General features: G+C 71.2%; 26 protein-coding genes and 2 tRNA genes. 9 read left to right on the top strand and 19 right to left on the bottom strand.

The window, feature by feature from the left end:
- Nucleotides 1-78 precede the first annotated feature (78 nt).
- The gene (locus tag F4562_RS14120; RefSeq protein ID WP_184537829.1) at nt 79-783 is read right to left on the bottom strand and encodes a hypothetical protein; all 705 of its coding nucleotides are present in this window, start codon (nt 781-783) and stop codon (nt 79-81) included.
- 122 nt (nt 784-905) lie between these two features.
- Here F4562_RS14120 and F4562_RS14125 point away from each other — a divergent pair, with 122 nt between their 5' ends.
- From F4562_RS14125 to F4562_RS14135, 3 genes are read left to right on the top strand one after another with little or no spacing between them, the layout of a single operon-like run.
- On the top strand, nt 906-1,760 hold the full coding sequence (locus F4562_RS14125) for an SPFH domain-containing protein (protein WP_184537828.1): 855 nt from the start codon (nt 906-908) through the stop codon (nt 1,758-1,760).
- Nucleotides 1,761-1,762: 2 nt separating this feature from the next.
- Complete coding sequence (locus F4562_RS14130; protein WP_184537826.1) at nt 1,763-1,996, top strand: type II toxin-antitoxin system antitoxin; 234 nt, start codon at nt 1,763-1,765, stop codon at nt 1,994-1,996.
- 48 nt (nt 1,997-2,044) lie between these two features.
- Nucleotides 2,045-3,451: an amidase gene (locus tag F4562_RS14135; protein ID WP_184537824.1), complete on the top strand. Its 1,407-nt coding sequence runs from the start codon at nt 2,045-2,047 to the stop codon at nt 3,449-3,451.
- A gap of 88 nt (nt 3,452-3,539) precedes the next feature.
- Here the strand turns inward: F4562_RS14135 and F4562_RS14140 are convergent, their stop codons facing one another.
- The 3 genes from F4562_RS14140 to deoC form a co-directional block, all read right to left on the bottom strand.
- Nucleotides 3,540-4,490 (bottom strand): aldehyde dehydrogenase family protein, encoded by a 951-nt coding sequence (locus F4562_RS14140; RefSeq protein WP_375782457.1) that lies wholly within the window; start codon nt 4,488-4,490, stop codon nt 3,540-3,542.
- Nucleotides 4,491-4,774: 284 nt separating this feature from the next.
- Complete coding sequence (locus tag F4562_RS14145; RefSeq protein ID WP_184537822.1) at nt 4,775-6,199, bottom strand: aldehyde dehydrogenase family protein; 1,425 nt, start codon at nt 6,197-6,199, stop codon at nt 4,775-4,777.
- A gap of 18 nt (nt 6,200-6,217) precedes the next feature.
- A complete protein-coding gene (gene deoC / locus F4562_RS14150) occupies nt 6,218-7,156 on the bottom strand; it encodes a deoxyribose-phosphate aldolase (RefSeq protein WP_184537820.1) in 939 nt (312 codons plus the stop codon).
- Between the two features lie 367 nt (nt 7,157-7,523).
- Between deoC and F4562_RS14155 the strand changes: the two genes are divergently transcribed.
- The 4 genes from F4562_RS14155 (at nt 7,524) to F4562_RS14170 (ending at nt 12,760) form a co-directional block, all read left to right on the top strand.
- On the top strand, nt 7,524-7,688 hold the full coding sequence (locus tag F4562_RS14155) for a hypothetical protein (RefSeq protein WP_184537818.1): 165 nt from the start codon (nt 7,524-7,526) through the stop codon (nt 7,686-7,688).
- Between the two features lie 302 nt (nt 7,689-7,990).
- Nucleotides 7,991-10,876 (top strand): ATP-binding protein, encoded by a 2,886-nt coding sequence (locus F4562_RS35830; RefSeq protein WP_184537815.1) that lies wholly within the window; start codon nt 7,991-7,993, stop codon nt 10,874-10,876.
- A 79-nt stretch (nt 10,877-10,955) separates the two neighbouring features.
- A complete protein-coding gene (locus F4562_RS14165) occupies nt 10,956-11,510 on the top strand; it encodes a YciI family protein (protein WP_246473431.1) in 555 nt (184 codons plus the stop codon).
- A complete protein-coding gene (locus F4562_RS14170) occupies nt 11,507-12,760 on the top strand; it encodes an RNA polymerase sigma factor (protein ID WP_184537813.1) in 1,254 nt (417 codons plus the stop codon). Before F4562_RS14165 ends, F4562_RS14170 begins: the two co-directional genes overlap by 4 nt.
- 115 nt (nt 12,761-12,875) lie before the next feature.
- On the opposite strand, the gene F4562_RS14175 is transcribed toward F4562_RS14170, so the two are convergent.
- From F4562_RS14175 to F4562_RS14215, 9 genes are all read right to left on the bottom strand, one after another.
- Entirely contained in the window at nt 12,876-13,445 is a 570-nt protein-coding gene (locus tag F4562_RS14175; protein ID WP_184537812.1) for a TMEM165/GDT1 family protein, read from the bottom strand.
- A gap of 388 nt (nt 13,446-13,833) precedes the next feature.
- Nucleotides 13,834-14,871, bottom strand: a complete 1,038-nt coding sequence (locus F4562_RS14180) for a UDP-N-acetylmuramate dehydrogenase (protein ID WP_184537810.1) — start codon at nt 14,869-14,871, stop codon at nt 13,834-13,836.
- A 99-nt stretch (nt 14,872-14,970) separates the two neighbouring features.
- Nucleotides 14,971-16,350 (bottom strand): glycosyltransferase family 2 protein, encoded by a 1,380-nt coding sequence (locus tag F4562_RS14185; protein ID WP_184537808.1) that lies wholly within the window; start codon nt 16,348-16,350, stop codon nt 14,971-14,973.
- 317 nt (nt 16,351-16,667) lie between these two features.
- Nucleotides 16,668-17,096 (bottom strand): MaoC family dehydratase, encoded by a 429-nt coding sequence (locus F4562_RS14190; RefSeq protein ID WP_184539500.1) that lies wholly within the window; start codon nt 17,094-17,096, stop codon nt 16,668-16,670.
- 1 nt (nt 17,097) lies between these two features.
- A complete protein-coding gene (locus F4562_RS14195) occupies nt 17,098-17,544 on the bottom strand; it encodes a MaoC family dehydratase N-terminal domain-containing protein (RefSeq protein WP_184537806.1) in 447 nt (148 codons plus the stop codon).
- Between the two features lie 294 nt (nt 17,545-17,838).
- Nucleotides 17,839-18,003: a 50S ribosomal protein L33 gene (rpmG, locus tag F4562_RS14200; RefSeq protein ID WP_030921771.1), complete on the bottom strand. Its 165-nt coding sequence runs from the start codon at nt 18,001-18,003 to the stop codon at nt 17,839-17,841.
- 79 nt (nt 18,004-18,082) lie between these two features.
- Nucleotides 18,083-18,156: transfer RNA gene (locus F4562_RS14205), tRNA-Met, on the bottom strand.
- A gap of 200 nt (nt 18,157-18,356) precedes the next feature.
- Nucleotides 18,357-18,429 (bottom strand) — tRNA-Thr (locus F4562_RS14210).
- 226 nt (nt 18,430-18,655) lie between these two features.
- Nucleotides 18,656-19,147, bottom strand: coding sequence for a hypothetical protein (locus tag F4562_RS14215; protein ID WP_184537804.1), 492 nt, complete (start codon nt 19,145-19,147; stop codon nt 18,656-18,658).
- Between the two features lie 483 nt (nt 19,148-19,630).
- Between F4562_RS14215 and F4562_RS14220 the strand changes: the two genes are divergently transcribed.
- Nucleotides 19,631-19,942, top strand: a complete 312-nt coding sequence (locus tag F4562_RS14220) for a hypothetical protein (RefSeq protein ID WP_184537802.1) — start codon at nt 19,631-19,633, stop codon at nt 19,940-19,942.
- Nucleotides 19,943-20,038: 96 nt separating this feature from the next.
- Here F4562_RS14220 and F4562_RS14225 read toward each other — a convergent pair whose 3' ends face one another.
- A complete protein-coding gene (locus F4562_RS14225; protein ID WP_184537800.1) occupies nt 20,039-20,323 on the bottom strand; it encodes an O-methyltransferase in 285 nt (94 codons plus the stop codon).
- A 251-nt stretch (nt 20,324-20,574) separates the two neighbouring features.
- Between F4562_RS14225 and F4562_RS14230 the strand changes: the two genes are divergently transcribed.
- Nucleotides 20,575-21,306 carry a phytanoyl-CoA dioxygenase family protein gene (locus tag F4562_RS14230; RefSeq protein WP_221206104.1) on the top strand — a complete coding sequence of 244 codons (732 nt, stop codon included), beginning with the start codon at nt 20,575-20,577 and terminating at the stop codon, nt 21,304-21,306.
- A 102-nt stretch (nt 21,307-21,408) separates the two neighbouring features.
- On the opposite strand, the gene F4562_RS14235 is transcribed toward F4562_RS14230, so the two are convergent.
- The 5 genes from F4562_RS14235 to F4562_RS14255 all read right to left on the bottom strand — a co-directional run bounded on the left by F4562_RS14235 (nt 21,409) and on the right by F4562_RS14255 (nt 26,317).
- Nucleotides 21,409-22,515, bottom strand: coding sequence for a hypothetical protein (locus F4562_RS14235; protein WP_184537798.1), 1,107 nt, complete (start codon nt 22,513-22,515; stop codon nt 21,409-21,411).
- Nucleotides 22,512-23,030: a SigE family RNA polymerase sigma factor gene (locus F4562_RS14240; RefSeq protein ID WP_184537796.1), complete on the bottom strand. Its 519-nt coding sequence runs from the start codon at nt 23,028-23,030 to the stop codon at nt 22,512-22,514. Before F4562_RS14240 ends, F4562_RS14235 begins: the two co-directional genes overlap by 4 nt.
- Before the next feature lie 341 nt (nt 23,031-23,371).
- Nucleotides 23,372-23,950 (bottom strand): RDD family protein, encoded by a 579-nt coding sequence (locus F4562_RS14245; RefSeq protein WP_184537794.1) that lies wholly within the window; start codon nt 23,948-23,950, stop codon nt 23,372-23,374.
- Between the two features lie 116 nt (nt 23,951-24,066).
- Nucleotides 24,067-24,930, bottom strand: coding sequence for a hypothetical protein (locus F4562_RS14250; protein WP_184537792.1), 864 nt, complete (start codon nt 24,928-24,930; stop codon nt 24,067-24,069).
- Nucleotides 24,931-25,174: 244 nt separating this feature from the next.
- Nucleotides 25,175-26,317: a hypothetical protein gene (locus F4562_RS14255; protein WP_184537790.1), complete on the bottom strand. Its 1,143-nt coding sequence runs from the start codon at nt 26,315-26,317 to the stop codon at nt 25,175-25,177.
- Between the last annotated feature and the right edge of the window lie 154 nt (nt 26,318-26,471).

The raw sequence follows: 26,471 nt of genomic DNA on the forward strand, positions 1-26,471 counted from the left end.
GGCCGGGATCTCCCCGGTACGCCGGGGAACCTCCGGACCCGCCCCAGGAGGTCCCGGCCGGGAGACCTCCGGCAGGTCTCAGCCGGGGAGACGGTCGGCGGAGGGGATGAGGTCCTCCAGACGGGTGACGAGGAAGTCCTTGCAGACGACGGTGGCGCCGGTGGCCTCGGCGATGGCCGACGCGGCGCGGTAGAGAGCTTCCACGGCGGGCAAGTCGGCTGGGCCCCTGACGTCGAGCTCCAGGTCGACGATGTGCTCGGGGTCGGCGACGGGCCAGTTGTAGGTGACCTCCACGGGGTCTCCCGCCGTCGCGACGAGCCTGCACACGCCGTCGGAGTGGTCGTGCTCGACGATCCGCTCGCCGAGGAACGGGCGGATCATCCGGGCCGCCTCGTCGCAGCCGACCCCGCCGCTCTTGCGCATGCGCACCTCGACGTCCAGGTAGTCGTCGATCGCCGCCGGCGGGTGGACCGCGCCGCCGAGGCGGCCGGCGACGGTGTTGACGATGAACGAGCGCAGCGTACGGTCCCCTCCGGACAGGACGATCGCCCCGCGCCGGTCGGCGGGGACGCCCGCCGCGGACGCCTGCTCCGGGGTGAGCTCGACCCAGCGGACCTTGACCTCGTCCCTCGCACCCACCACGAACCAGTCGCCCGAACGCCCGAGCGGCGCCTCGGCGTACCGGCGGAGCACCGCCTCCAGGGCTGCGGGGTCCGGCGGCCGGTGGGTGAGGACGGCGGGGCTGCTGCGCAATTGGCGGATCGTGCGATCGAGGAACCACATGTTCCCAGTGTGCGGGGCGGCGGTTGGCGACGACTTGGAACCCACCTGCACATCCGGGGCTGCGCGCGGGCACCGCAATGGGATATCGTAGTGATATCACTCCGATAGCAAAGGTGGGGTTCATGGAACGACGTGCTTTCCGGACGAGCGGTTTCGCCGTCCTGGTCGTGCTCGTGCTGCTGGGGGCCGCCGCGGCCGCCGCCGGATGGACGACGGCGGGAGTGGAGGGGGCGGCCGCCGCGGCCGTCGCCTGGGCGGTCGTCGCGATCGTCGTGATGACCGGGTGCACGGTGATCAACCCGAACGAGGCCAAGGTCGTGCAGTTCCTCGGCCGCTACGTCGGAACGGTGAACCAGGCGGGCTTCCAGTGGGTGCTGCCCTTCACCAGCAAGAAGCGCGTCACCCTGCGGGTGCGTAACTTCGAGACGGCCAAGCTCAAGGTCAACGACGCCGACGGCAGCCCCGTGGAGATCGCGGCCGTCGTCGTCTACCGGGTGACCGACACCGCGAAGGCGGCGTTCTCCGTGGACGACTACGAGGAGTACGTGGCGATCCAGTCGGAGGCGGCCGTCCGGCACCTGGCCACCAGCCACCCCTACGACGCCCACGACGAGGGCCGCACCAGCCTGCGCGACGGCGCCGAGGTGGCCGTCGAGCTCACCGCCGAGCTGAGCGACCGCACCCAGCTGGCCGGGGTGGAGGTGCTGGAGGCGAGGATCACCCATCTCGCCTACGCGCCGGAGATCGCCCAGGCCATGCTCGTCCGCCAGCAGGCGACCCAGGTGGTCGCGGCGCGCACGCACATCGTCGCGGGCGCGGTGGGCATGGTCCAGCTCGCACTGAACAAGCTGCGCGAGGAGGACGTCGTGGAGCTCGACGAGGAGCGCAAGGCCCAGATGGTGTCCAACCTGCTGGTCGTGCTGTGCGGCGACCGGGCGACCCAGCCGGTGGTCAACGCCGGCAGCCTCTATGGCTGAGCATGGCCGAGCGCAAGAAGGTCCTGCTGAGATTAGACCCGGCCGTCTATGAGGCGATCGCCAGGTGGGCGGCCGACGACCTGCGCAGCGTCAACGCGCAGCTGGAGTACGCGCTGCGCCTGGCGCTGCGGGCGATGGGCCGCGAACCCCGCGCGGCACGGCCCGGCAACACGGATGACGCGGATGACTCCGGCACCCCGGGTAACGCCGGAGCGCCGGACACGTCATCCGATTGAGACGCCAGGCGCTTCCCCCGGCGCCGCGCACCGCACCACACTCGATACATGCCGTGGGTGGGAAGTTCCGCAGTGGAGATCGCGGAGGCCGTGCGCCGGGGGAAGGCCACCGCGCCACTGGTCGTCGAGGAGCACCTCGACGCGATCGCCGAGCGCGACGGACGCATCGGGGCGTTCCGCGTGGTCCGCGCCGAGCGGGCGCTGGCCGAGGCGCGCACCCTTCAGGAGCGTGAAGACCTCGCGGAGCTGCCGCTGGCCGGAGTGCCGGTCGCCGTCAAGGACAACGTCCCGGTCCGGGGTGAGACGTCACGCAACGGGTCCGCGGCCACGCCCGGCACGCCCGCGGCCGAGGACCATCCGGTGGTGGCCAGGCTCCGGGCGGCGGGGGCGGTGGTCGTCGGCCTCACCAACGTGCCGGAGCTGTGCCTGACCGGTTTCTGCGACAGCGTGTACGGCCTCACGCGCAACCCGTGGGACCTGGGCCGTACCCCCGGCGGATCGTCGGGCGGCAGCGCCGCGGCGGTGGCCGCGGGGATGGTCCCGCTGGCCCACGGCAACGACGGGCTGGGCTCGCTGCGCATCCCCGCCGCCTGCTGCGGCCTCGTCTCGATCAAGCCCGGCCACGGAGTGGTCCCACCGCCCGAGCACGACTGGTACGGGATGGCGGAGAACGGCCCGCTCGCCACGACCGTGGCCGACCTGTCCCTGGCCCTGGCCGTGATGGCGGGCGACATGTCACTGGCGACGCCCGGCGACCACGACTCCCTCGGGGTCGGCGACGCCATCGGCGACTACCCGGGCGGGCTGACGCCCGCCGAGCCGGTGAGGCTGCGGATCGCGGTGGCACCGGCGCCGTTGCCGCCCGGGTTCCGGGTGGACGCCGAACTCCGGGCCGCGGTGACCTCCGCGGCCGAGACCCTCGGCGCCGCCGGGCACACCGTGGTGGAGCACACCTCGCGGATGTCCACCCGGCTCGGCCTCGCGACGATCGCCACCTGGTTCTCGTGCGCGCTGCACGACACACGGGGGCTCGACCCCCGCAGGCTCCAGCGCCGCACCAGGTCCCTCGCGCGGACCGGCCGGCTGCTGGCCCGGCTGGGGCTGGACGGCGGGGCGGAGCGCGACCTCTGGCGTGCCAGCGGCGCCGACCAGTGGTTCGGTAACGCGGACGTGCTCGTCATGCCGACGCTCGCCGCCGTGCCGCCCGCCGCCGCCCGCTGGGGCGACCGGGGCCTGCCGGCGAACGTCCGCGCCAACGTGACGTACGCCCCCGCGACCGGGGCCTGGAACATGGCCGGCTGGCCGGCCATGAGCGTCCCGTACGGCGTGCACTCCGGCGGCACGCCCATCGGCGTCCAGCTCGTGGCCGCCCCCGGCGGCGAGGCGCAACTGCTGGCCCTGGCCGCGCAGCTGGAGGCCGCCCGCCCCTGGCCGCGCCACGCCCCACCGGCCTGATCCGGCCACGCCCCGCCGGCCGCATCCGGCCAGGCTCATCCGGCCAGGCTCATCCGGCCGCGGCCCGGTCGGGCCGCGGCCGGCGCGGTCAGACCGCGGTGGGGTGCCAGACGGTCTTGGTCTCCAGGAAGGCCGTCAGGCGCCTGGTTCCGGGGTCGGCGAACCAGTCGGCCGCCCCCGCGGGACGCAGGACGCGCTTGAGGTTCTCCGCCGCGGCCTCCTCGCACGCGACCGCCAGGCCCTCGTCGGCGACCCCGGCCAGGTCGATCGCGTTGACGTCCATGTGCGCGGCCAGCCAGGGGGCGATCTCCCGGACCGAGCCGGTGAGGACGTTGACCACCCCGCCGGGAAGGTCGGAGGTGGCGAGCACCTCGGCGAGGGTGATCGAGGGCAGCGGCGCCCGCTCGCTCGCGATCACCACACAGGTGTTGCCCGTGACGATCACCGGGGCCACCGTCGAGACGAGCCCGAGCAGCGGCTCGTCCGGGGCGACCACCGCGACCACACCGGTCGGCTCCGGCGAGGAGAGGTTGAAGTACGGCCCGGCGACCGGGTTGGCGGAACCGGCCACCGCGGCGATCTTGTCGGACCACCCGGCGTACCAGACCAGCCGGTCGACGGCCGCGTCCACGACCCGGCCGGGATCGGCCGTCCCGGTCGCCGCCAACTCGGCGGCGAACTGGGCCCGACGGCTTTCGAGCATCTCCGCGACGCGGTAGAGGATCTGCCCGCGGTTGTACGGGGTGGCCCCGGACCAGCCGCCGAACGCCTTGCGCGCGGCCGTCACCGCGTCGCGGGCGTCCTTGCGGGACGCCTTGGAGGCATTGGCCAGGAAGTCGCCCTCAGAGGAGGTCACGGGGTAGGACCTTCCGCTCTCCGACCGCGGGAACGCCCCGCCGATGTACAGCTTGTACGTCTTGCGCACGGCCAGCCGCGCGGGCTCGGTGACTCCGCTCCGCGTGGGCTCGGCCTCCGCCGCCCCGCTTTCCGTGAGCTCGGGTCCGGCCGCCCCGCTCCGCGTGAGCTCGGGCTCGGCCACTCCGCCCTCCGGGCGGGCGGCGCGCACGGCCGTCTCTTCTCCGGAACGCCCGGCGGCCCGCTTGCCCGCCCGTGCCCGGTCCGGCTTCTCCGCCTTACTCATCTCCGCGCCCTCTCCGCGAGCTTTCCTGCTGTGCCAGTCGTGCCGGCACGAAGACCTGACCGCAGCGGCTCACCCCGCACCGGTGCGCGAACCAGCCGCGCAGCACCGGCCGTCCGGCGCGGGCGAAGCCGTGCCCCCGGGTGCTCTGGGCACGGCGGGAACGACGTCCGGCGTCGTTGTGATCACACATCGAGATACGCCTCCAGCCCGTGCCGTCCGCCTTCCCGCCCGTACCCCGACTCCTTGTAGCCGCCGAACGGCGAGGTGGGGTCGAACCGGTTGAAGGTGTTGGCCCAGACGACGCCGGCCCGGAGCTTGCTCGCCATCCACAGGATGCGTGAGCCCTTCTCCGTCCAGACGCCGGCCGACAGGCCGAAGGGAGTGTTGTTGGCCTTCTCCACCGCCTCGGCCGGGGTGCGGAAGGTCAGCACGGACAGGACGGGACCGAAGACCTCCTCCCGGGCGATCCGGTGCGACTGGGCGACACCGGTGAAGATGGTCGGCGGGAACCAGAAGCCCTTGTCGGGCAGCGCGCACGGCGGGGACCAGCGCTCGGCCCCCTCCGCCTCGCCGAGGTCCGACAGCTCACGGATCCTGGCGAGCTGGGCCGCGGAGTTGATCGCGCCGATGTCGGTGTTCTTGTCCAGCGGGTCGCCCAGCCGGAGCGTGCCGAGCCGCCGCTTGAGGGCGTCGAGCAGCTCCGCCTCGATCGACTCCTGCACCAGCAGCCGGGAGCCCGCGCAGCAGACGTGGCCCTGGTTGAAGAAGATGCCGTTGACGATGCCCTCGACGGCCTGGTCGAGCGCGGCGTCCTCGAACACGATGTTCGCGGCCTTCCCGCCGAGCTCCAGGGTGACCTTCTTGCCCGACCCGGCGACCGAACGGGCGATCTGGCGGCCGACCTCGGTGGAGCCGGTGAAGGCCACCTTGTCGACGTCGGGGTGGTTCACCACGGCGGCACCGGTCTCACCGGCGCCGGTCACGATGTTGACGACGCCGGGCGGCAGATCGGCCTGCCGGCAGATCTCGGCGAACAGCAACGCGGTCAGCGGGGTGGTCTCGGCGGGCTTGAGGACGACCGTGTTGCCGCAGGCCAGCGCCGGGGCGATCTTCCAGGCCAGCATGAGCAGGGGGAAGTTCCACGGGATGACCTGGCCGGCCACCCCGACCGGACGCGGGTCGGCGCCGTACCCGGCGTAGCCGAGCTTGTCCGCCCAGCCCGCGTAGTAGAAGAAGTGCGCCGCGACCAGGGGGAGGTCCACGTCGCGCGACTCGCGGATGGGCTTGCCGTTGTCCAGTGACTCCAGCACGGCCAGCTCGCGCGAGCGCTCCTGGATGATGCGCGCGATCCGGAACAGGTACTTGGCGCGTTCGGAGCCGGGCAGCGCCGACCAGCCGCCGAACGCCTTGCGCGCGGCCCGGACGGCGCGGTCGACGTCGTCCGGCGAGGCCGTGGCCACCTCGGCCAGGACCTCCTCGGAGGCGGGGTTGACCGTCTTGAAGGGTGTGCCGGTCCCGTCGACGAACTCGCCGTCGATGAACAGGCCGTAGGAGGGCCGGATGCCGACGACGTCACGCGACTCGGGCGCCGGTGCGTATTCAAACATGGGTACGCCTTCGTCGAGTTAGTCGAGGGTGAAGTAGTCGGGGCCCGCGTACCTGCCGGTGGCCATCTTCTGGCGCTGCATCAGCAGGTCGTTCAGGAGGGAGGACGCGCCGAGCCGGAACCAGTCGGGGCTCAGCCAGCCCTCGCCGACGGTCTCGTTGACCAGGACGAGCATCTTGACGGCGTCCTTGGTCGTCCGGATGCCTCCGGCGGGCTTCACCCCGACCTTGCGGCCGGTCGAGGCGAGGAAGTCGCGGACCGCCTCCAGCATGACCAGCGTCACCGGGAGGGTCGCGGCGGGCTGGACCTTGCCCGTGGAGGTCTTGATGAAGTCGCCGCCGGCCAGCATGGCCAGCCAGGACGCGCGGCGCACGTTGTCGTACGTGGCGAGCTCACCGGTCTCCAGGATCACCTTCAGGTGCGCGGTGCCGCACGCGGCCTTGACGGCGGCGATCTCCTCGAAGACCTTGAGGTAGTCGCCCGCGAGGAAGGCACCCCGGTCGATGACCATGTCGATCTCGTCGGCCCCGGCGGCCACCGCGAACGCGGTGTCGGCGACCTTGACGTCGAGGGAGGAACGCCCGCTGGGGAAAGCGGTCGCGACACTGGCCACCTTGACACCGGAGCCCTTCAGCGCCTCCACCGCCTGGGCCACCAGGTCGGGGTAGACGCACACCGCGGCCACCTTCGGCACGGAGGGGTCGGACGGGTCCGGGTGGACGGCCTTGGCGCACATCGCACGGACCTTGCCCGGGGTGTCGGCTCCTTCGAGGGTCGTCAGGTCCACCATGGCGATGGCCAGGTCGATGGCCTCGGCCTTGGCGGTCGTCTTGATCGATCGGGTGCCGAGCATCGCCGCTCGCTGGTCGGCGCCCACCCGGTCGACACCGGGCAGGCCGTGCAGGAAGGTTCGCAGCGTGACGTTGGACGCGGCCACGTCGGCTGGCGAGGTCGTCATAGTTGACACCACTCCAGCATGCCGACTGGTGTGATTAGTTCCAAACTGGACCCTGCCCAGCACCGGCACCCGTTTTCGTCAACGTTCGACGAGTCGGACGGGCCTGCTCAGGGGTCATCGGGCGTGCCGCCCCACCGCCTCCCGCTCCCCCGCCCCCTCCTGTCCTCCTCCGCCCGGGTCCCGGGCCGGGTCGTCTCAGGTGGGTCCTAGGTCGGGTCCGGCACGTCCTAAGGCGTTCCGGGACGCGGATCGGGCCGGTGGATAGGGCATCCGCCCGATGTGGGACCGGGGCCCTTAGCGCGAGCCTTGAGTGTGCAGGGCAAGCGCGCCACCGGCGTACGAACGTACGAACCAAGGAGGAACCCCGATGAGTCCCGATCTCCACCTCGCAATGATCGCCTACCAGAGCGACCGGCTCCGCGAGGAGGCGGCCAGGCACCGTCTCACCCGGCAGGTTCAGGAGGCCGAGAAGAAGGAGGGCCCGGCCGGCAAGCGCCGCCGGAGCCTCTTCGGCAGGATCCTTCCCGCATGACCCCGATCACGGAGCCCGGCCGCCTCCCCTTGCCCGGCCGGGCTCCACGGCCTCCCTGACGGCTCTCCGCCCGGCTTCCCCGTCTCCCCGAAGCCGCCCGGCTTCCCTGGCTTCCCGAAGCCGCCAGGCTTGCCCGTCTCCCTGAAGCCGCCAGGCTTCCTGAAGCCGTCCGATCGGCTTCTCCCTCCCTGACGGCTGCCGGTCGGTTCTCCGTCCCCCGCAGCCGTCCGGCCGGGCTCCGCGTCCTCCGGCAGTTCTGTACCGATCAATAAATCCGGAGATTCCTACCCATAAGGCATGACATGCTGGCAGACATGATGGGTCGGGCGACAAGTCCCGTCTTCGTAGGGCGGGAGACAGAACTCGCGGACCTGGCCGAGGCCCTCGGCCGGGCACGGGAGAACTCCGCGGCGACCGTGCTCATCGGGGGCGAGGCCGGGGTCGGCAAGTCCCGGCTCGTCGGCTGCTTCGCCGAGCGGGCCGCGGCCGAGGGTGTGCACGTGCTCACCGGGGGCTGCGTCGAGCTGTCGACCGAGGGGCTCGCCTATGCCCCGTTCACCGCCGCGATCCGCCAGCTCGTCCGCGAGTGCGGCGCCGACGAGGTCGCCGCCCTGCTCCCCGGGAGAGGAGCGCGCGATCTGGCCAGGTTGCTGCCCGAGTTCGGCGAGCCGAGCGGTGACCTGGAGAGCGACACCGCCCGCGCGCGGCTCTTCGAGCAGATCCTCACCCTGCTGGAGCGACTCGCCGAACGCCGCCCGGTGCTCCTCGTCATCGAGGACCTGCACTGGGCCGACCGGTCCAGCCGCGACCTGATCGCCTTCCTCAGCCGGAACCTGCGCACCGCTCCCCTGCTGATGGTCCTCACCTACCGCTCCGACGACCTGCACCGCCAGCACCCGCTCCGGCCGGTGCTCGCCGAGCTCGGACGGCTCGACGGGGTGCTGCGGATGGACCTGCCCCGGCTCACCCAGGCCGAAGTGGCGGCCCAGATGGCCGGGATCCTCGGCACCGCCCCCGAGTTCGCCCGGGTGGACACGGTCTACCGGCGGAGCGAGGGCATCCCCCTGTTCGTCGAGGCGCTCCTGGAGTGCGGCCGCGACTGCGCCTTCCCCAGTTCCCTGCACGACCTGATCATCGGCTCCGTCGAACAGCTCCCCGAGGAGACCCAGCGGGTGCTGCGGGTCGCCGCGGCGGGCGGAACCCGGGTCGGCCACGACCTGCTCGCCGCGGTCAGCGGCCTGTGCGATCTCGACCTCGACGACGCGCTGCGTCCCGCCATCGCGGCCAACGTGCTCCAGGTCGCCGACAGCCGTACCTATGTCTTCCGGCACGCGCTGATCCGCGAGGCCGTGCACGACGAACTCCTGCCCGGCGAGCACGTACGGCTGCACGCCCGCTTTGCCGAGGAGATCGGCCGGGACCGCACCCTCGTCCCGCGCGGGCGAGCCGCCATAGAGATCGCCCACCACTGGTACTCCGCCCGCGACGACGTCTGGGCTCTCGTCTCCGCCTGGGAGGCGGCGCGCAAGGCCGCCAAGACCTTCGCCTACAACGAGATGATGAAGCTCCTGGAACGGGTGCTCGCCCTGTGGAGCAAGGTCCCCGACGCCGCCGAGCGGATCGGCGCGGACCACACCACCGTCCTGGAGAAGGCCGCGTCCGCCGCCGGTGCCGCCGGAGAGCCCGACCGGGGCAGCAGGTTCGTCATGGCCGCGCTGGAGGAGCTCGACGAGCGGACCGAACCCGCGCGGGTGGCCCGTCTCCTCGTCCAGCGGTCGCAGTTCGAGAAGTCCAGGCGCAGGCCCGGGGTTCTCGACGACCTGCGCTACGCCGAGCGGCTGGTGCCCGAGCCCGGCCTGGACCGCGCCGACGTGCTCTCCAAACTGGGCTCGTACCTGATGTTCAGCGGCGAGTTCGCCGAGGGGACCGCGCTCACCGAGGAGGCGCTGCGCATCGCCCGTCGGCACGGTGAGCAGTGCCTGGAAGCCGACCTGCTGCTCAATCTCGCCCTCGGCCACTCGATCGAGGGGGACCTCGCCACCACCATCGCCGTCAACTCCACCGCGCAGGCGATCGGCGAACGCGTCGGCTCCGGCCGCATCGTCCTGCGCGCCATCGCCAACAACGTGGACGCGCTCAACAACATGGGCCGCTCCACCGAGGCGGTCGAGCTGGCTCTCGAAGGCGAGCGGCTGGCCAGGAAGTACGGCCGCTACCGGGTGCAGGGAACGTTCATCGCCAACAACCGGGCGGAGGCGCTGGAGACGCTGGGCCGGTTCGAGGAGGCCGCCCAGCTCGCCGAGTACGCCCTCAGCCTCGACCCGACCCCGCGGAACCGTAACCACCTGCGCCGGGTACGCGGTGACGTGGCGGTCGCCCGGGGTGAGACCGAGGTGCTCAGGGCCGTCCTGACCGAGGTGGGCGCCTTCGGCGACGCCCAGCAGGATCTCATGCAGGAACTGACGGCCAACACCCGGTTGGTGATCGGCTTCCACCTGCTCGACGGGGAACCGCTGGCCGCGCTGGAGGTGGCCGAGCGGGTCGCCCGGGAGGCGCGGATCACGAGCAAGCCCATGCTGGGGTGGCGGATGCTCGGCCTGCTCGGCGGGATGTGCGAGACCGTCGAGCAGCTCGCACCCGCGCGCGTGGCGGTGCTACGCGGCCAGGTCGAGGAGGTCGCGGCCACGATGAACGTGGACAGTCCCGTCGCCGACGCCTACCGCCTCGGCCTCACCCGTGACCACGACGCAGCGGCCGTGGCCTGGGAGCGGCTCGGCCGCCCCTTCCCGCGCGCCACGTCACTGCTCCACGCGGCCCGGGTCGTCGCGGCCACCGGTGACCGCGCCGGTGCCGGAGCCCGGCTGCGCACGGCTCACCCGATCGCCGTCGCGCTCTCCGCCCGGCCGCTGACCGCCGAGATCGAGAACCTGGCCCGCCGGGTCGGCGCCTCGCTCACCGAGGAGAGCCGCGTCGAGGAGAACCGCGCCGGGGAAGCCGTGCTGACCCCGCGCGAACTGGAGGTGCTCCGGCTGGTCACTCGGGGGCTGTCCAACCGTGACATCGCCGCCGAACTGTTCATCTCGGCCAAGACGGTCAGCGTCCACGTCTCCAACATCCTCGGCAAACTGGGCGTGTCCAGCCGTGGCGAGGCCGCCGCGGCCGCCCTCCGCCTCGCCCTGATCGGCTGACCCTCCCCGCGTCAGGCGGGTGCCCGCTCCATGGTGCCCGCGCACGGGAGCTACCCCCCGCGGAGGGAGAACGCGTAGGTTGACCATTCGCGCCGCCGGGACGGCCAGGTCGCTCGGCAGCGGCCGGATCGCCGGGACGGCCGGGGCGCTCGGCGGCGGCCGGAAAGAGGAGCCGGAGAAAGTTCTCGTCGGATGTCGAGGACCCGCCCCCCGCTCCGACTGGGAGGTGACGGCGCGCCGACGGGGCGACCGGTACGGAAAGGACACCCAGATGAAGTACGTCGCGATGATCTACGGCAACCAGGCCAAGTGGGACTCCTTCCCGGCCGAGGCGTGGCCGGAGGCGATCGCCAGGCAGGAGGCGTTCAACCGCAAGTACCGCGAAAGCGGCGAGCTGCTGGGGGCGTACGGCCTGGCGGACGCGGCCAACGCCCGGCTGGTGCGCCGCGAGGCCGGTGCCCCGGTGGTCACCGACGGCCCGTACCTGGAGACCAAGGAGTACATCGCCAGCTTCTACATGCTCGACTGCGACAGCCTGGAGCGGGCACAGGAGATCGCCGCGGACATGCCGTTCGCGGACGTGGACCCCGTCGAGCTGTGGCCGGTGCTCCACGACTCCGCGGCGGACCTGTGACCGCCGGGCACCACGGGACCGAGGACCTGCTGCGCGAGCTGGCACCGCAGGTCCTCGGTGCGCTCGTACGCCGCTACGGGGTCTTCGACGCGTGTGAGGACGCGGTGCAGGAGGCGCTGCTCGCCGCCGCGTTGCGGTGGCCCGAAGCCGGGGTGCCGGACAATCCGCGGGGCTGGCTGGTCACCGTCGCCTCCCGCAAGCTGGTGGACCAGATACGCAGCGAGAGCGCGCGCCGACGCCGTGAGGACACTCTGGCGCTGGCCACCCCGCAGGCCGAACTGCTCAGCCACCCGGCCGACCGCACGCCCGAGACGGACCGGGACGACTCGCTGGCCCTGCTGTTCCTGTGCTGCCATCCCGCGCTGTCCCCGGCCAGCCGGATCGCGCTCACGCTCCGCGCCGTCGGCGGGCTGACCACCGCGCAGATCGCCGCGGCCTTCCTGGTCCCCGAGGCGACCATGGCCCAGCGCATCAGCCGGGCCAAGCAGAGCATCAGGTCCTCCGGCGGCTCCCTGGCCATGCCGGAGGGGACCGACCGCACCGAGCGGCTCGCCGAGGTGCGGCACGTGCTCTACCTCATCTTCAACGAGGGGTACACCGCCACCGACGGCGCCGACCTGACCGTGCCGGAGCTGTCGGCCGAGGCGATCCGGCTGACCCGGATGCTGCACCGCCTGGTGCCCGACGACGCCGAGACCGCCGGGCTCCTCGCACTCCTGCTGCTGACCGACGCCCGCCGCCCCGCGCGCACCCGTGGTGACGGGGAACTCGTGCCGCTGGCCGAACAGGACCGCGGCCTCTGGGACCGCGCGCTCATCGCGGAGGGAGTCGATCTGCTCAGCCGGACCCTGCCCCGCGGCCAGGTGGGCCCCTACCAGCTCCAGGCGGCCGTCGCCGCCGTCCACGACGAGGCCGAGCACGCCGACGCCACGGACTGGCCCCAGATCCTCGCCCTGTACGACCTCCTGGAACGCACCGGCCCGAACCCGATGGTCACGCTCAACCGCATCGTCGCCGTCGCCATGGTCCACGGCCCGGCCGCCGGACTCGACCTGCTCACGGAGCTGGCGGCCGACCGGCGGATGGCACGCCACCATCGCCTGCTCGCCACCCGCGCGCACCTGCTGGAGTTCCTCGGCGAGTCGGGAGCCGCCGCGGACGCCTACCGCGAGGCCGCCCGCCGGACCACGAGCGCACCCGAACGCCGCTACCTCACCGCCCGCGCCCGCCGCCTGGAGGTCTCCGCGTAACGCCGCGGATGGCGTACACCGCGGTCCGGACACATCGCAGACCGCGCACGCCGCAGACCACGCACTGCGGGCCGCGACGAGGTGCCGGGACGCGGGGGGTGAAGGCCGGCCGCGGTCAGGCGAACAGGGGCTCGACCAGGAGCGCCACGCCGAAGACCGCGAAGGCGGCGGCGGCGCCGTACCGGATGATCCTCTCCGGCAGGTGCTTGCCGAGCATGCGGCCGACCACGATGGCCAGGGCGTCCGCGGCGACCATGCCCACCGTCGAGCCGATCCAGGTGCCGACCCAGTCATGCTGGGTGGCGAGCGTGATGGTGGCGAGCATGGTCTTGTCACCCAGCTCGGCCAGGAAGAAGGCGACGGTGACGGCGATGAGCGCCGACCGGGCGGTACGCCGCGCCTTGCCGGCCTCCTCCTCGGTCAGCTCGTCCCCGCGCAGCGTCCACACGGCGAACCCGAGGAACGCCAGACCCGCGACGACCGTGATCGCCGTCGTGGGGAGGAGATCACCGGCCAGCCCGCCGAGGCCCACGCTGACCAGGTGCACCACCGTGGTGGCCAGGGTTATGCCGGCCAGGACCGGCCACGGCTTGAACCGGGTCGCGAACGTCATCGCCATGAGCTGGCTCTTGTCACCCAGCTCGGCAACGAAGATCACGACAAGACTGATCCAGAACGCTTCCAACGAGGTCGCCCTTCCCGCGCACACGCGGCCGGGCTGAAGCGGGCACCCGGGGAGTCTCGGGCACGTCTCCGGCCCGGCAGCATCGACAAATGACCGCCAGGCCGAAGGTCTCGTCCGCCGCGGACCGCGCTGGAGGCGCCGATCCGAGGCCCGCGCGACCGGGCGCCACCGGCGCCAGTATGTCGATCACGCGATTGGGACTACTCCCCCTCGGGTGTTTCCATCAGACCTTAACAGCCCGACCGCGCATCCGATTCCCCGGGGTACGCAGGTCGGGGACGGCACTCGGGACACGCGGATCGGGGACGGCACTCGGGGTACGCGGATCAGGGACGGACGACAGCCCGGACACGCGGGCCGGGGACGGACGACACCCGGGACACGCGGATCAGAGCCGGGTGCCGACCATCACCGGTTCGTTGACGAGGGTGACCCCGAACTTCTCCAGCACGCCGTCCCGCACCTCCCTGGCCAGGTCGAGCAGGTCGGCGGTGGTGGCCGACAACTCGGGGTTCGTCATGGCGAGGGTGTGCTTGGTGGAGATGCGCGCCGGACCGCGCCGGTAACCCTTCGGGAACCCGGCGTTCTCGATCAACCACGCGGCCGGAACCTTGAGAGCACCGCCCGGCATGTCCCAGCGCGGGAACCCGGGGGCCCGCCGCTCCAACTCGGCGGCCTCGTCCACGCTCAGGACGGGGTTGGTGAAGAACGACCCCGCGCTGCGCGTGTCCGGGTCGGCCGCGTCGAGGACCATCCCCTTGCCCCGGCGCAGCTCCAGCACCGCCGCACGGGCCAGGCCCAGCGGCACCCGTTCGCCCAGGCCGACGCCGAGCCGGGCGGCCAGCTCCCGGTAGGCGACGGGGCCGGACAGCCCGCCGGGGGGCAGCTCGTAGGTGACCGCCAGCACGACGTGACGTCCCGGGTCCGCCTTGAACGCGCTGTGCCGGTACGCGAAGCCGCACTCGCGCGCGTCCAGATCCCTGACCTCCCCGGCGCGCCGGTCGTAGACGCGGACACCGGTGATCGTCTGTGACACGTCCTGGCCGTAGGCGCCGACGTTCTGGATGGGGGTCGAGCCCACCAGACCCGGAATCCCGGACAGGCATTCGACGCCCGACCGCCCTTCGGCGACCACGCGCTCCACCAGGGCGTCCCAGTCCTCACCCGCCTGGGCGGTGACCCGGTCGCCGTCGACCTCGACACCGCGCGAGGCCACGCGCACGACCAGCCCGTCGAACCCGTCGTCGGAGACGACCAGGTTGCTGCCGCCACCGAGCACGAGCACCGGTTCGCCCGCCCGGTCCGCCTCCGCCACCAGCTCGACGATCTCCTCAGGCGACCCGGCCTCCACGAACGCCCCGGCCGGACCGCCCAGCCCCAACGTCGTGTACGGCGCCAGCCGTACCCCTGCCATCCGCTCAGTCATGCACTTCCCCACAACCCCGGCCGAATCCGCGACCAGCCTATGGGCTACGGGATGTCCGGTCCGCGACCGGGCCGCGGACTCTCCGCGCACCACCGGCCGCTACGGGGTACGCAGCAGCCTCAGCACCCGGTCGTAGGTCCGGCGGGACTCGGTGTCCCGGTAGCCGGGGTCGACGTCGTGGTAGCCGCGGTGCCGCTCCTGGCGGACCGGCAGATCCCTGCCGAGGGCGATGAGCGTGCCGGGCAGGGCGAGCGAGAACTCCAGGTCGGCGTTGCGGTAGTAGCGCGCGCCGGTGGGGAAACCGCCCGCGGCGAGCGCGGCGTCACGCCTGACCGCGAGCAGGTCACCGAGCAGCCCGCGGACCTCCCCGGGTTCGGCGTCCCCCCACTCCTGACCGTCGGCACGCGGGTTCACACCCTTCCAACCCGCGGCGACCACGTCGTCGTCGCCGAGCGCGTCGAGCAGCGGAGTGATCGCGTCGCCCTCCAGGATCGTCGAGGTCTCCATCACGACGTGCACGTCCGAGGTGTCGAGGGACAGGAGCTTGTCCCGGCTCTCCCCCCATTCCGCGGTGCCGCCCCTCCAGTGCGGGGTCTCGGCCACGTGCCACGCCTCCACCCGGCGCGGGAACTCCTCCGCCAGCTCGTGCAGTGCCCTGCCCGCGCCGTCCACGTCCCCCAGGTCCAGAGCCATGATCTTGGCATCGGTACGGGCCACCAAGGCGCGTACGCACTCCCGCAGGTCGTCGGGCCAGCCGTCGACCAGGAGCGCGACCGTCACGGTCGGCCGCACGGACCGGGGACGCTCCGCCACCGCCGGAGGGGTGATCGACTCGTCCAGCCGGGAGACGGACAGGCTCGCGTCCCACAACAGCTGGGAGGAGACCGTCCGCTCGGGGTGGCCTTCGAGGTCGTCCACCCTGCCGACCAGTTCGGCTCCCTCGGGCTTCTGCTCGGGAGCGGCCTCCTTGTCGGCGACCCGCTCGGCGTCCACGGCGTCGAGTCCTTCGGGACGCCGCCCCGGCTCCGCCGCCGCCTCGACATGCCTCTCGTCGGCCGAAGCGTCCCGGTCGGGGATCGGGGCATCCCGGTCGAGGCCGGCGCGTCCGGTGCCCGGCTCCGGTGGGGTGGGGCGTCCGGCAGCCGGCTCCGGCGAGGCGGAGTGCTCGGTGGCCGACTCCGGCGAGGCGGAATCTCCAGCGGCGGATTCCGGCGATACGGGGTGTCCGGCGGCGGATTCCGGTGCGGCGGGGTGTCCGGCGATACGACCTTCGGCCGCGTCGGGGATGGAGCCGACCGTGGGCCAGACGGTGAAGGGTGCGGCGGCGACGAGCTCGAACCCGCCCGCGGCGTCACGGACGCGCCAGCCCTCGGCGGCGAGCTCGTCACGCAGGGCATCGGCGGCGGCGGCGTCGCGCCGAGCCCGTGCCTCGATCCACCGCTCGGCGAGGGTCGTCACGTGAGGTGGTGCTTCGCTCATGCCGGGACGCTACCCACGGACAGGGGGATCAGTCTCCGGCCCACCACCACGCCGGATCCCGCCCGGAGCCGCCTCGGCCCGACCCCGGGAACTCGCCGTCCCCGGGCCCTGGGAACTCGCCGCCCCCGACCCTGGGAACTCGCCGCCCCGGGCCCTGCGACTCGTCCTCCAGTGGTCCCCCCACCGGAGGACGGCAGGTCCGCCGGGGCACACGCCTACGGAGAACGGAAGGTCCGCCGGGGCACACGCCTACGGAGAACGGAAGGTCCGCCGGGCCTCCCGCCAGCGGAGAACGGCCCGTTCACCGGGGCACGCGCCTACGACAGCTGAACCACCGCGCGGGCCTTGGAGAGCACCCGGGAGTCAGCGGACTTGGCGGTCAGCGCGACCACCACACGCTTGTCCTCCAGCTTCTGCTCGACGACGCCGCTGACCGTGATCACGGCACCCTGGTCGTCGTCCGGGACGACCACCATGGAGGAGAACCGCACCCCGTAGTCGACGACCGCGCCCGGGTCTCCGGCCCAGTCGGTGACGAACCGGCCGGCCTGGGCCATGGTGAACATGCCGTGCGCGATGACGTCGGGCAGGCCGACGGTCTTGGCGAACCGCTCGTTCCAGTGGATGGGGTTGAAGTCGCCGGACGCCCCCGCGTACATCACCAGGTTGACGCGGCGCACCGGATAGTCGACCGACGGGATCTCCTGCCCCGCCTCGACCTCGTCGTACTTGACCGTCGCGGCCATCTCAGCTCGCTCCTCCACGCTCGACGATGGTGTTGTAGGTCGTGCACACGGGCTCGCCGTCGACGGTCGCGACGTCGCTCTTGACCGTGATCAGCTCGTTGCGGCCGACGCTGCGGATGTCGGTCACGGTGGAGACGCAGACAAGCTCGTCTCCGGCGTGGATCGGCCGGTGATACTCGAAACGCTGCTCTCCGTGGACCACCATGGCGAAGTTCAGCCCCAGCTCGGGGTCTCCCAGGATCGACCCGCCGGCGAGGCTGAACACGATCGGGAACGTGGGCGGTGCGATCACGTCGGGGTACCCGGCCGCTTGCGCGGCCTCCCTGTCCCGGTAGAGCGGGTTGTCATCGCCGATCGCCGCCGCGAACTCCTTGATCTTCACGCGACTGACCTCGTAAGGCGCGGAAGGCGCGGACGCCCGCCCGACGAAATCACGGTTCAGAGCCATCGTGCTCCTTTGCGGATACCGAGCTGATGAGGCCGGCACCTGTGGTTGGGCCGACAGTGACAGAATAAGATTCCATAACGTGGCCCCGGCGGGCCACCAGGAAACCGTAGCCCGACCCGCCCCCGCATCGGCTGTCGATCAGGGGCAACGCCCCCGAGGAAAAGCTGTGCGGATACGACAGGAGCGCGGATACGACAAACCGGCGCCCCCTCGTTCGGGGACGCCGGTTGTCGTCGAGTTCGAGCGTGCCGTCGAGGCACTCATCTCCCGTACGAGCGGGAGGCCGCGCGAGAACTAGCGGGTCTCGCGGTGCGCCTGGTGCGTCTTGCAGTTCGGGCAGTACTTCTTCAGCTCAAGCCGATCCGGGTCGTTGCGCCGGTTCTTCCGCGTGATGTAGTTGCGGTGCTTGCACTCCTGGCAGGCCAGCGTGATCTTCGGCCTAACGTCGGTGGCAGCCACTTGGGAGTGCCTTTCTACGTTCGGGACAGTGGACAACCCACACGTAGGTCCTCCCTTGAGGAGAGGACCCGGTGGGTAGTAGCGGAGGCCGGACTTGAACCGGCGACACAACGATTATGAGCCGTTTGCTCTGCCTGACTGAGCTACTCCGCCTTGAGGCCGACGAAATCGACCGACCTCGCAAGGATACCCGACCCGCAGAGTGCCTGCGTACTTGCGCAGGTCGGGGCGATCGCTTCCGGGTCACCCCATTATGCCCGTTCGCGGTCGGGAACCTTGAGCATTTTTGGACGAGCCTGTCCGGCCCTCCACGCCGAAGGCCCCAACCAACAGGTCAGGGCCTTGGGCTTTTGAGCCCCTTTACGGAATCGAACCGTAGACCTTCTCCTTACCATGGAGACGCTCTGCCGACTGAGCTAAAGGGGCCTGTCCGTGTCGCTCTCGCTTGCGGACAGGTGTAACCATACACGCCTCCGGAGCGGGATGCGAAATCAATCGGCGAGCACCCGGAGCGAGGTGCATCTCGGGCATCTCCCGCAATGCCGGAGATCGCAGCCGCCCGCCGCACGAGCTCCCCGCCGGCGCACCTCCACCACACGGGCAACGGCCCTTACGGCACGGACAGCGGTCCTCACCACACGGGCAACGGCCCTCACGGCGTGGGCAGCGCTCCGGAGAGTGTGTCCGCCGGACTCTCCGGATGGGGGAAGTCACCGTCAGCGGCGAAGCGGGTGAAGAACCTCTTTCCCCCGATCTCCCGGACGGCGCCGAGCTCGACCGTCGCGGCGTACGGTTCGGCGAGACAACCCGGCATGCACCAGGTTCCGCTCAGCAGCCCTCTGCCGGCCGCCCGCCGCGGCCCCCAGGTCCGCCAGACGACGTCGCGCATCGAGCTGAACTCCGACAGGACCAGATTGGCGGGCCTGCGGTCGGCCCGCCCCTCCTCGGCGCCGTAGAGGTTGAACACGTGAACCGGTCCGGCGCCGGCCACGAGCCCCGCGGCCGAGGCGTGCCGCAGGGCCGTGATCACGCCACTCCGGGAGGTCGCGATCGCGCCGGACGCCGACGGGCCCGTCGCGACCACGGCGAGCCCCAGCCCGAGAGCCGCAGCTCCCAGGCCCAGCGCCACGGTGATCCTTCTCACGTCTCTCCTCGTTCTCGCACGTCGAAAACCTCCGGCGGGAGGAACCGCACCCCCGCCGGGCGGTGGCCACCGACCGGCGGCCTCTTCTGGCCACGACCCTGGACACCAAGAACACGTTATGCGATCGAACGGACACGGAAAGCCACATCGGGCCTCCTCGTCCTGAGACCGCGCACCGGTGCGCCATCCTGTTGTCGGCAGCCGAGAGGTCGCCGCCCCACCCGAGGCGCCGTCGAACCGCCGTCGAACCGCCGTCGCACGCGGCGGGAAGGTGGCCGGGCCCGCCGCAGGTCCGTCGAGCTCCGCCCGGAGCGAACTAGGGCCGCCGGGTTCCACTCCGGAGCGGACCGGGAAGCGTGACACGGCGGAAGGCGACGCTCGGAAAATCGCTGCCTTTCGCCGACAGCGCCTTTTCGACGCGTCGTTTGTCAGTGTCTTTTGCCGACCATTTGACGGCGTCTTTTGCCGACCGTAAGGAGCACCGTGCTGCAGAACCCTCGCGTGGCGACGATCCGGGCGCTCGACGAGAGCGACAGGCCGCATATGTATTGGCACGGAATGGACGTCGACGGCCATGTATGGCTGTTCGAGACCGTCATCGACGACGGCGGGGAATACTGGCCCGTACGCCACGCCGAACTGGGCCCGGACGGCATTTCCCGCAGATACTCCTGGGATCACATCGAGGACGAGCACGGTTTCCTGGCCGAGGGACCGCTCTATCCCGACGACTTCGGTCTCAACGCCCTGACCGCCGAGGAGTTCGGCACGCTCTGGGCCGCACTCAACCGGTGAGGACGCCCTCCTCGGCGCTCTTCGCCCAGCCGCAGAGAAACCGCAGAGAATCCACTCGCCGGTTTCCGGACCGCTGACCGGCCCGGTGGCCACCGGTCACGTGAGGTCGGCCATCACGTCCGCGCGCTCGGCGTCGCGTTCCACGCTGATGACGCGGACCTGCGGCGACGCGCCGGTGACGAGCCAGGCGAGCCCCACTCCGCATCCTGTTCCCGTCTCGGCCACCGAGGAGGGGACGCCACCCGCGAGAGTCTGCAACAGACGGCCCTGCTCAGGACGGCAGGAGAAGGGGAAGGCGAGTCTCTCGGCGAGCCGGACCGCACGGGCCACGAGTGGCGGCATGTCCGAAAGACGGTAGGCGTCGGTCCCGTTCAACGACATACGACAAGGATGACCGGTTCACGCCCCCCGCGGCCCTTCGCCCTCGCCTTTCACCCCTCGACTGCCCCCGGCCGCTCCGCCCGGCCGGCGGCCGGGGATCCTCCCGGTCACCCGCACCTTCGGACCTCCACCCGTTTTCGTGATTCGAGACGCCCACGCACCGGCCGGGAATCGGATAGGGACAATCCACTTCGACGAACCCGGATTACCGTTTCATAAATGAGTGGACATGCCCTGCTAACGTGCCGGATATGGGCATCATCGACGTCGACCGGTTCGTCGCCGACGGATTCGTCAAACTGGAAGCGGCCGTTCCCCGGGAGACCGGTGACGCCGCGAGAGCGCTGCTGTGGCGACAGATCGGCCTGTCGCCGCAGGATCCGGCCGGGTGGAAGGAGCCGGTGGTGTGGGCGGCGGACCTCACCGGTGAGGGTCCGCTCGGAGAGATCATGCGGAGCAGGCGGCTGGCCGGGGCACTCGACGAGATCTGTGGGTCCGGCGGCTGGGCGCCGCGCGGCGCGCTCGGCATGGTGCCGGTCCGGTTCCCGCGCCTGCCCCCCGCCGACGACCGGGGATGGCACATCGACGCCAACGCCGCCCAGCCGGACGGCAGCTACCTGTGCAGCGGGCGGCCGGAGACGATGCTGCTGCTGGTCCTGCTGTCGGACGTCGGTCCCGACGACGCGCCGACCCGCATCAGGGTCGGCTCGCACCGGGACGCGGCCGCGGTGCTGACGGGCCGCGCGCTCGACCCGTTCGAGGCCGGGCCGCTGGTGGACGCGGCCAGTTCACACCGTCCGCTCGCCTACGCGACAGGCCGGCCCGGCGACATGTATCTGGTCCACCCCTTTACCGTCCACGCCGCCGACGAGCACCGGGGAACCGAGCCGAGGTTCATGTCCCAGGGGCCCGTCTTCCTGACCGAACCGGTGACTCCGGACGGATCCAACGCGCTGGCCCGAGCGATGGCGGACGGCGCCTGACCCGCACGACCACCGTCACCGGCGGACGCTCCTTGATCCTGCACGACCGCCGTCGTCGACCGGTTCGAAGAACGCCCGCCTCGGAATCCTGCCGCTTCGCTGCTATTCGGTGTTCGTGACCCCGGGCAGGGTCAGTCGCGTGAGCTTGCCAGAGTAGCGGGCCAACTGCCGGGCCTGTCCGGTGTCGACGTCGACCGCGTAGGTGCCGACTTCCGTGTCTCGGTAAATGATCGTGACTTCGGATCCGCTCACCCAGAGGGAGGCGCCGGAGACACCGCCGTCCTTCGGCAGGCCGCGGACGGCGACCTTCCGCAAGGTCCGCCCGGTCCTGGCGTCGAGAAGGGTGAGGGTGCGCTTCTCGACGCTCCGCGTCGTCTTGAACTCGAAGGCGGCCATCGTGCGGCCGTCCGGGGCGAGTTCGCTGAAATTGATGAACACGCCGTCGAAGCGCACCGGCGTGCCCCCACCGGTGACGGGCATCAGCCACAGGTCGGTCCTGACGTACCGGACCAGCGCGGCGACACCGTCCTTGATGCTGATCGCCTCGAACTTGCCGGGCACCGGCACCTTCTTGCCGGTCCGCATGTCGATCAGCAGCCCGGGATCCTTGCTCCCCTCCCTCGGGTCGAAGATCACGTGGCGTCCGTCGTCGGACACCACGAGCATGGAACCTGCGCCGATCAGTTCCTCCTTCACCGTGACGGAGGAGGTCGCCTCGGAACCGCTCACCAGGTCGCGGACCACGTGCGCCTGTGCCCGGCGGCTGTAGTAGGCGAGCATGCGCCCGTCCCGGCTGATCGCGACGGGCACGTTCCACCCCTTGGCGTTCCTGACGAGCGCCTGCGACAGCCGGTAGGTCGTGCCGGTGCCGGTGACCACCCGCCACTCGACGGCGCTGCAGTCGAGGGGCTGCCGCAGCTCCGGGTCGACTCTGCAGGGCGTCTGATACGCGTGGCTCAGCGACTCCACCTTGCCGTCGGGCAGGTCGGGCACCGTGTCCACGTTCCGCGGCGTGGCCTTGTCGTCACCGTTCGCTCCCGGCAGTGTCACGGCTGCCGTCGCCACGCCGAGCGCCGTGACCGCCGCGACCGCGGTCAGCGTCAGGGTGGTGCGCCGCCTGCGACGGTGACCGGCGATGGCCAGGTCGGCCAGGTTCACCAAGGGGGCTTCGTCGGCGATGTCGTCCAGCGCATCGTGTAGCCCCGTCATCGGACTGCCTCCATGATCTCAGGATCGGACAACAGGTGCGCCAGCTCAGGCGCGAGCGTGCGCAGACGGGTCAGCGCGTGATGGGTCTGACTCTTGACGGTGCCCACCGAACAACCGAGTGTCTCGGCTGTCTGCGTTTCGGTGAGGTCTTCCCAGAAGCGAAGCACGATCACGGCACGCTGTTTGGGCGTCAGCTTGGCCAGCGCCTGGCGCAGCATGATCCGGTCAAGTGCGGCCTCGTCGTAGGAGGCGCCGTGTTCCGGTGGATCGGCGCTCGACAGTTCGGGGCGTGGCCTGCGCCACCAGGAGATGTACTGGTTGACCAGCGCCTTGCGGGTGTAGGCCTCCGGATTACCGTTCCTGGACAGCTTGGGCCACTGCCCCACGACCTTGATCAGGACGCTCTGTAACAGGTCCTCGGCGAGGTGAGCATCTCCCGTGAGCAGGTAAGCGGCCCGCATCAGCGCCTGCTGACGGGCGAGCACGAACTCGCGGAAGCCGTCGTGATGATTCAATGCGTTCTCCTCTCACCCGTTCCCAACGCGCCTTACGGGGCGAATGGTTGTAGCCCTTCCACCTTCACCAGTCATGTTCGTCATGTGGTCGGTCTGGGCCCGGGTGCGGAGGAGACAGCGGCCTTGTCCTGTGGCCACACCGGCCACAGATCGTCGTAGTCCGCGCCATGGGTGATCGAACCGTGGGCCACCCGGATGAGAGGCGTGACCGGTTCGAAGGTCTCCCCATGTGCCTGCGGGTGCCGCATACCAGGTCAAAGCCAGTCTGCCCTCGCTCCTGGCGAATACCCCGGAGCCGGAGCATCCCCGGCGGGAGCCACGTCCCCGGCCGGTCTGGCCGGCTACCTCGCCCTCAGCACGTAGATGAGCACGAGGGCGGTGAAGAGGGTGAGGATGACGCCCAGGCCGAACAGGAAACCGGGCCCCCCGAGTTCTTTCCTTCCGGCGCCGCCGAGGTCGACCACGACGGTTTCGGCGACCACGTCGTGCAGGCATCGGCGTTCCGAACCGACGAATATCCACAGCGCGTCGACCAGGTTGATCAGCACCCCGGAGTACGGCGTCAACATCAGAGCGGGGTAGACAAGGGCGCGAATTCCCGCATTGCGGAGGCTCGGTGGTTCTCCGGTCGCCGTGGAGACCACCTTCAAGCGGCAGAGCCGCTTACCGGGCGTCTGGCCCCACAACGCGTGCTGCAACCAGAAGTAGACGGCGAGAAGGCCCGTCACCGCGACGTCGATCGGCCAATCGGGGTTTTCCGCGTACAGGTTGAGATAACCGAAGAAGGGAGCTTCACCCGATGCCTCGGGGATCTCAAAAGTTAACGGATAGAGCGGCGAGATCGCTATCTGGAAGATCAGGCAGTCGATGAGGAGAGCTACGAAACGGTGACGCCTCGCGGCGAGGGATGGTCTCGTCAATTCCTGGGGGGGCGATTGTCATGAAAGTCAGTGTGCCGGACGGCTTTGACGCGTAAAACCGGGGGGCGGAGAATTCGCGGGCGGCGCGGCATTCCGTCACGGTGAACGCCGAGCGGTCATCCCCTGGATGGGCTGCGGCGGCGCAGCAGGAGTCCGGTGCCGGCGGCGAGGATGAGAAGGAAGCCGGTAAGTACGAGCACTCGCCCGTCGGGGCCGGCCTGGCCCCCGCCCCCGGTCGCGGCTCCCCCGGACGGTGTCTCGATCACCCTGCCGCCCTCCTCCGCATCGGTCGGCCGCGAGCTCGACGTCACCGGTGCGGGATCATCAGGTGACTGGTCGTCCGCGGACGCCGTGGCCGTGTCGCTCGGCTGTGGACTCGGGGTCACCGGTACGGAGTCGGCGGGCCGGTCGTCCGCGGAGGCGACGGTGAGGGTGTAGGTCGTCAGGGCGGTGGGGTTCCGCACCTCGCACTGGATCGACGGTTCATTGGTCCTGGTCCCGAAATTGATGGCGGCCGGCCGCACCGTCGCGGTGCCCGTGCTGGACGGGGTGGTCTTCAGGGAGACCGTGGTCATCGGCAGGGGGATGGTCTGGCCCGCGCTGAGGGTGTCGATCTCACCTACCCCGGTGGCGGAGGTCAATCCGGGGAACCCGCTGATGGACGCGTACGCGTACAGTTCGGTGCCGTCGGCCAGTCCCGTGGCGGGCGCCTTCAGCGCGGAGGTATCGTCGACGTAGACTCCACGCCATTCGATGGTCATCTGCTTACCCGGTGTGGCGTCGGGCGGCATCATCAGCTCGACCTTGACCTTGATATCTTGTTTCTCTGCCACGCCGGTGGTGGTGCACCGGTAGTCAACGATGTCGGTGGCGACGATCACACCCTGCTGCGGCTTCGAGACGACGGCATGCGCCGGCTGGCAGAGCGGGGCCAGGCCGCCGGCCAGGGCGACGAGCGAGAGAATCGAGCGGATACGCAAAGCGACTCCTGTTACGACAGATGGTGCACAGGAGACGGGGCGGGAGGACATCCGGTTGACAGCGCCGAACCCTGAACACGTCTCCCGGTCGGGGGGGAACACGCGGCGGGCCGACAGCGGCGATGCCCACAGGGAACGCGGCCTCAAGCACCCGGGCCGTGGCCGCCCACCGAGCAGCGAAACACCTGGGAATGGGTCGAGTACGTCGGCCACCATGTCCCGCGGTACGCGAGTCGGGAGGGCCTCACTCAACCGGGGGCCGCGACAGTTCGATGTGCGGGAGGGTCGTCTGGGCGGCCACCGATGCCCGGTGCCCGACGGACCAGGTCACCGAGGTGCCGGGCACGGCGGCGACCGCCCGGGTCGTGACCGCGTCCGCGCCGGGGATCGCCGGGCCGTTCACGACCGTCCACATACCTGACGCGTGGCGCAGATACCGGGCCGTACCCGCCAGACCGGGAGCGCCGAGCTGAACGGACACCCACAGGCCGTCACCACCGGCGGCCAGCGAGACGCCCGAGCCGACGACCTCCGGCGCCCCGGCGTCCTGCCAGGAGGTCCCGTCGTAGTGCAGGACGACGGTGGCGGAGTACGGCCTGGGAACGTTGAACACGACCTTGTGACCGACGGCCCAGACGTCACCGGAAGAAACCGCGTGGACGTCGTTCAGGCTCACGACGCCGCCCGCCCCGTCCGGCAACCGCGCCGTCCAGGCGGTGCCGTCCCAGCGCAGGGCGATGCCCGTCGCCACTGCGGCCGACGACGCCGCGGCCGTCCCGACCGCCCAGGCGTCCCCCGGACCGCGCGCCTCGACCTGCTGGACGGCACACCCCGTCGCGCACTCCACAGGGAGCGGTGTCTCGGTCCAGATACGGCCGTCGTAGAAGGCCAGCATGGACGTCGTCGGCGAGCCGTACGTCGCGGACAGCCACAGCCGCCCGCCCGGCAGCGCCGACAACCCGGTGATCCGCAGTGTCGTGTCGTCGCTCCTGGGGAAGCCGCGCGGAGCCCACACGCTCCCGATCCTGCGTAACAGCTTCGCCGCACCCGTGGTCTGATCGACGCCCGAGGCCCAGGTGCCGTCCGGAGCGGTCGTGACCTCCGTCAACGTCCCCTGCCAGCCGGGCGACGGCTGCTTCACCCAACGCCGCCCGTTCCAGTGCACGATGAGCGGGATCGACGGAGATCCCTCACTGCCGACGGCCCACGCGCTGCGGACACCCTGTGCCTCGACGTCGGCCAGGGAGGCAGGCGGCTGGGCGGACGGCGTCTGGACGGCCTGCCACGTGGGCCCCGCCCGTTGCGCGTACGAGGGGATCGTCGAGACCAGGCCGAGTGTGATCACCACCGGCACTGCGGCAAGCCCTCGTACCCATGAGCGCACCATCGGGCAGCTCCTCTCGGACGGCACCGGATCCCGCCATGTCAACATGACTCACCCAAACAAGCAACCGCTTAGGTGAATGCGGTCGGACCGCGTCACCGCCGGCGGTCGCCGTACATCGCGGGGGCGGTGTCATGGGGGCGGTCATGCACTACGG

It is taken from the genome of Streptosporangium becharense (genome assembly GCF_014204985.1).
GTDB classification, from domain to species: Bacteria; Actinomycetota; Actinomycetes; order Streptosporangiales; family Streptosporangiaceae; genus Streptosporangium; species Streptosporangium becharense.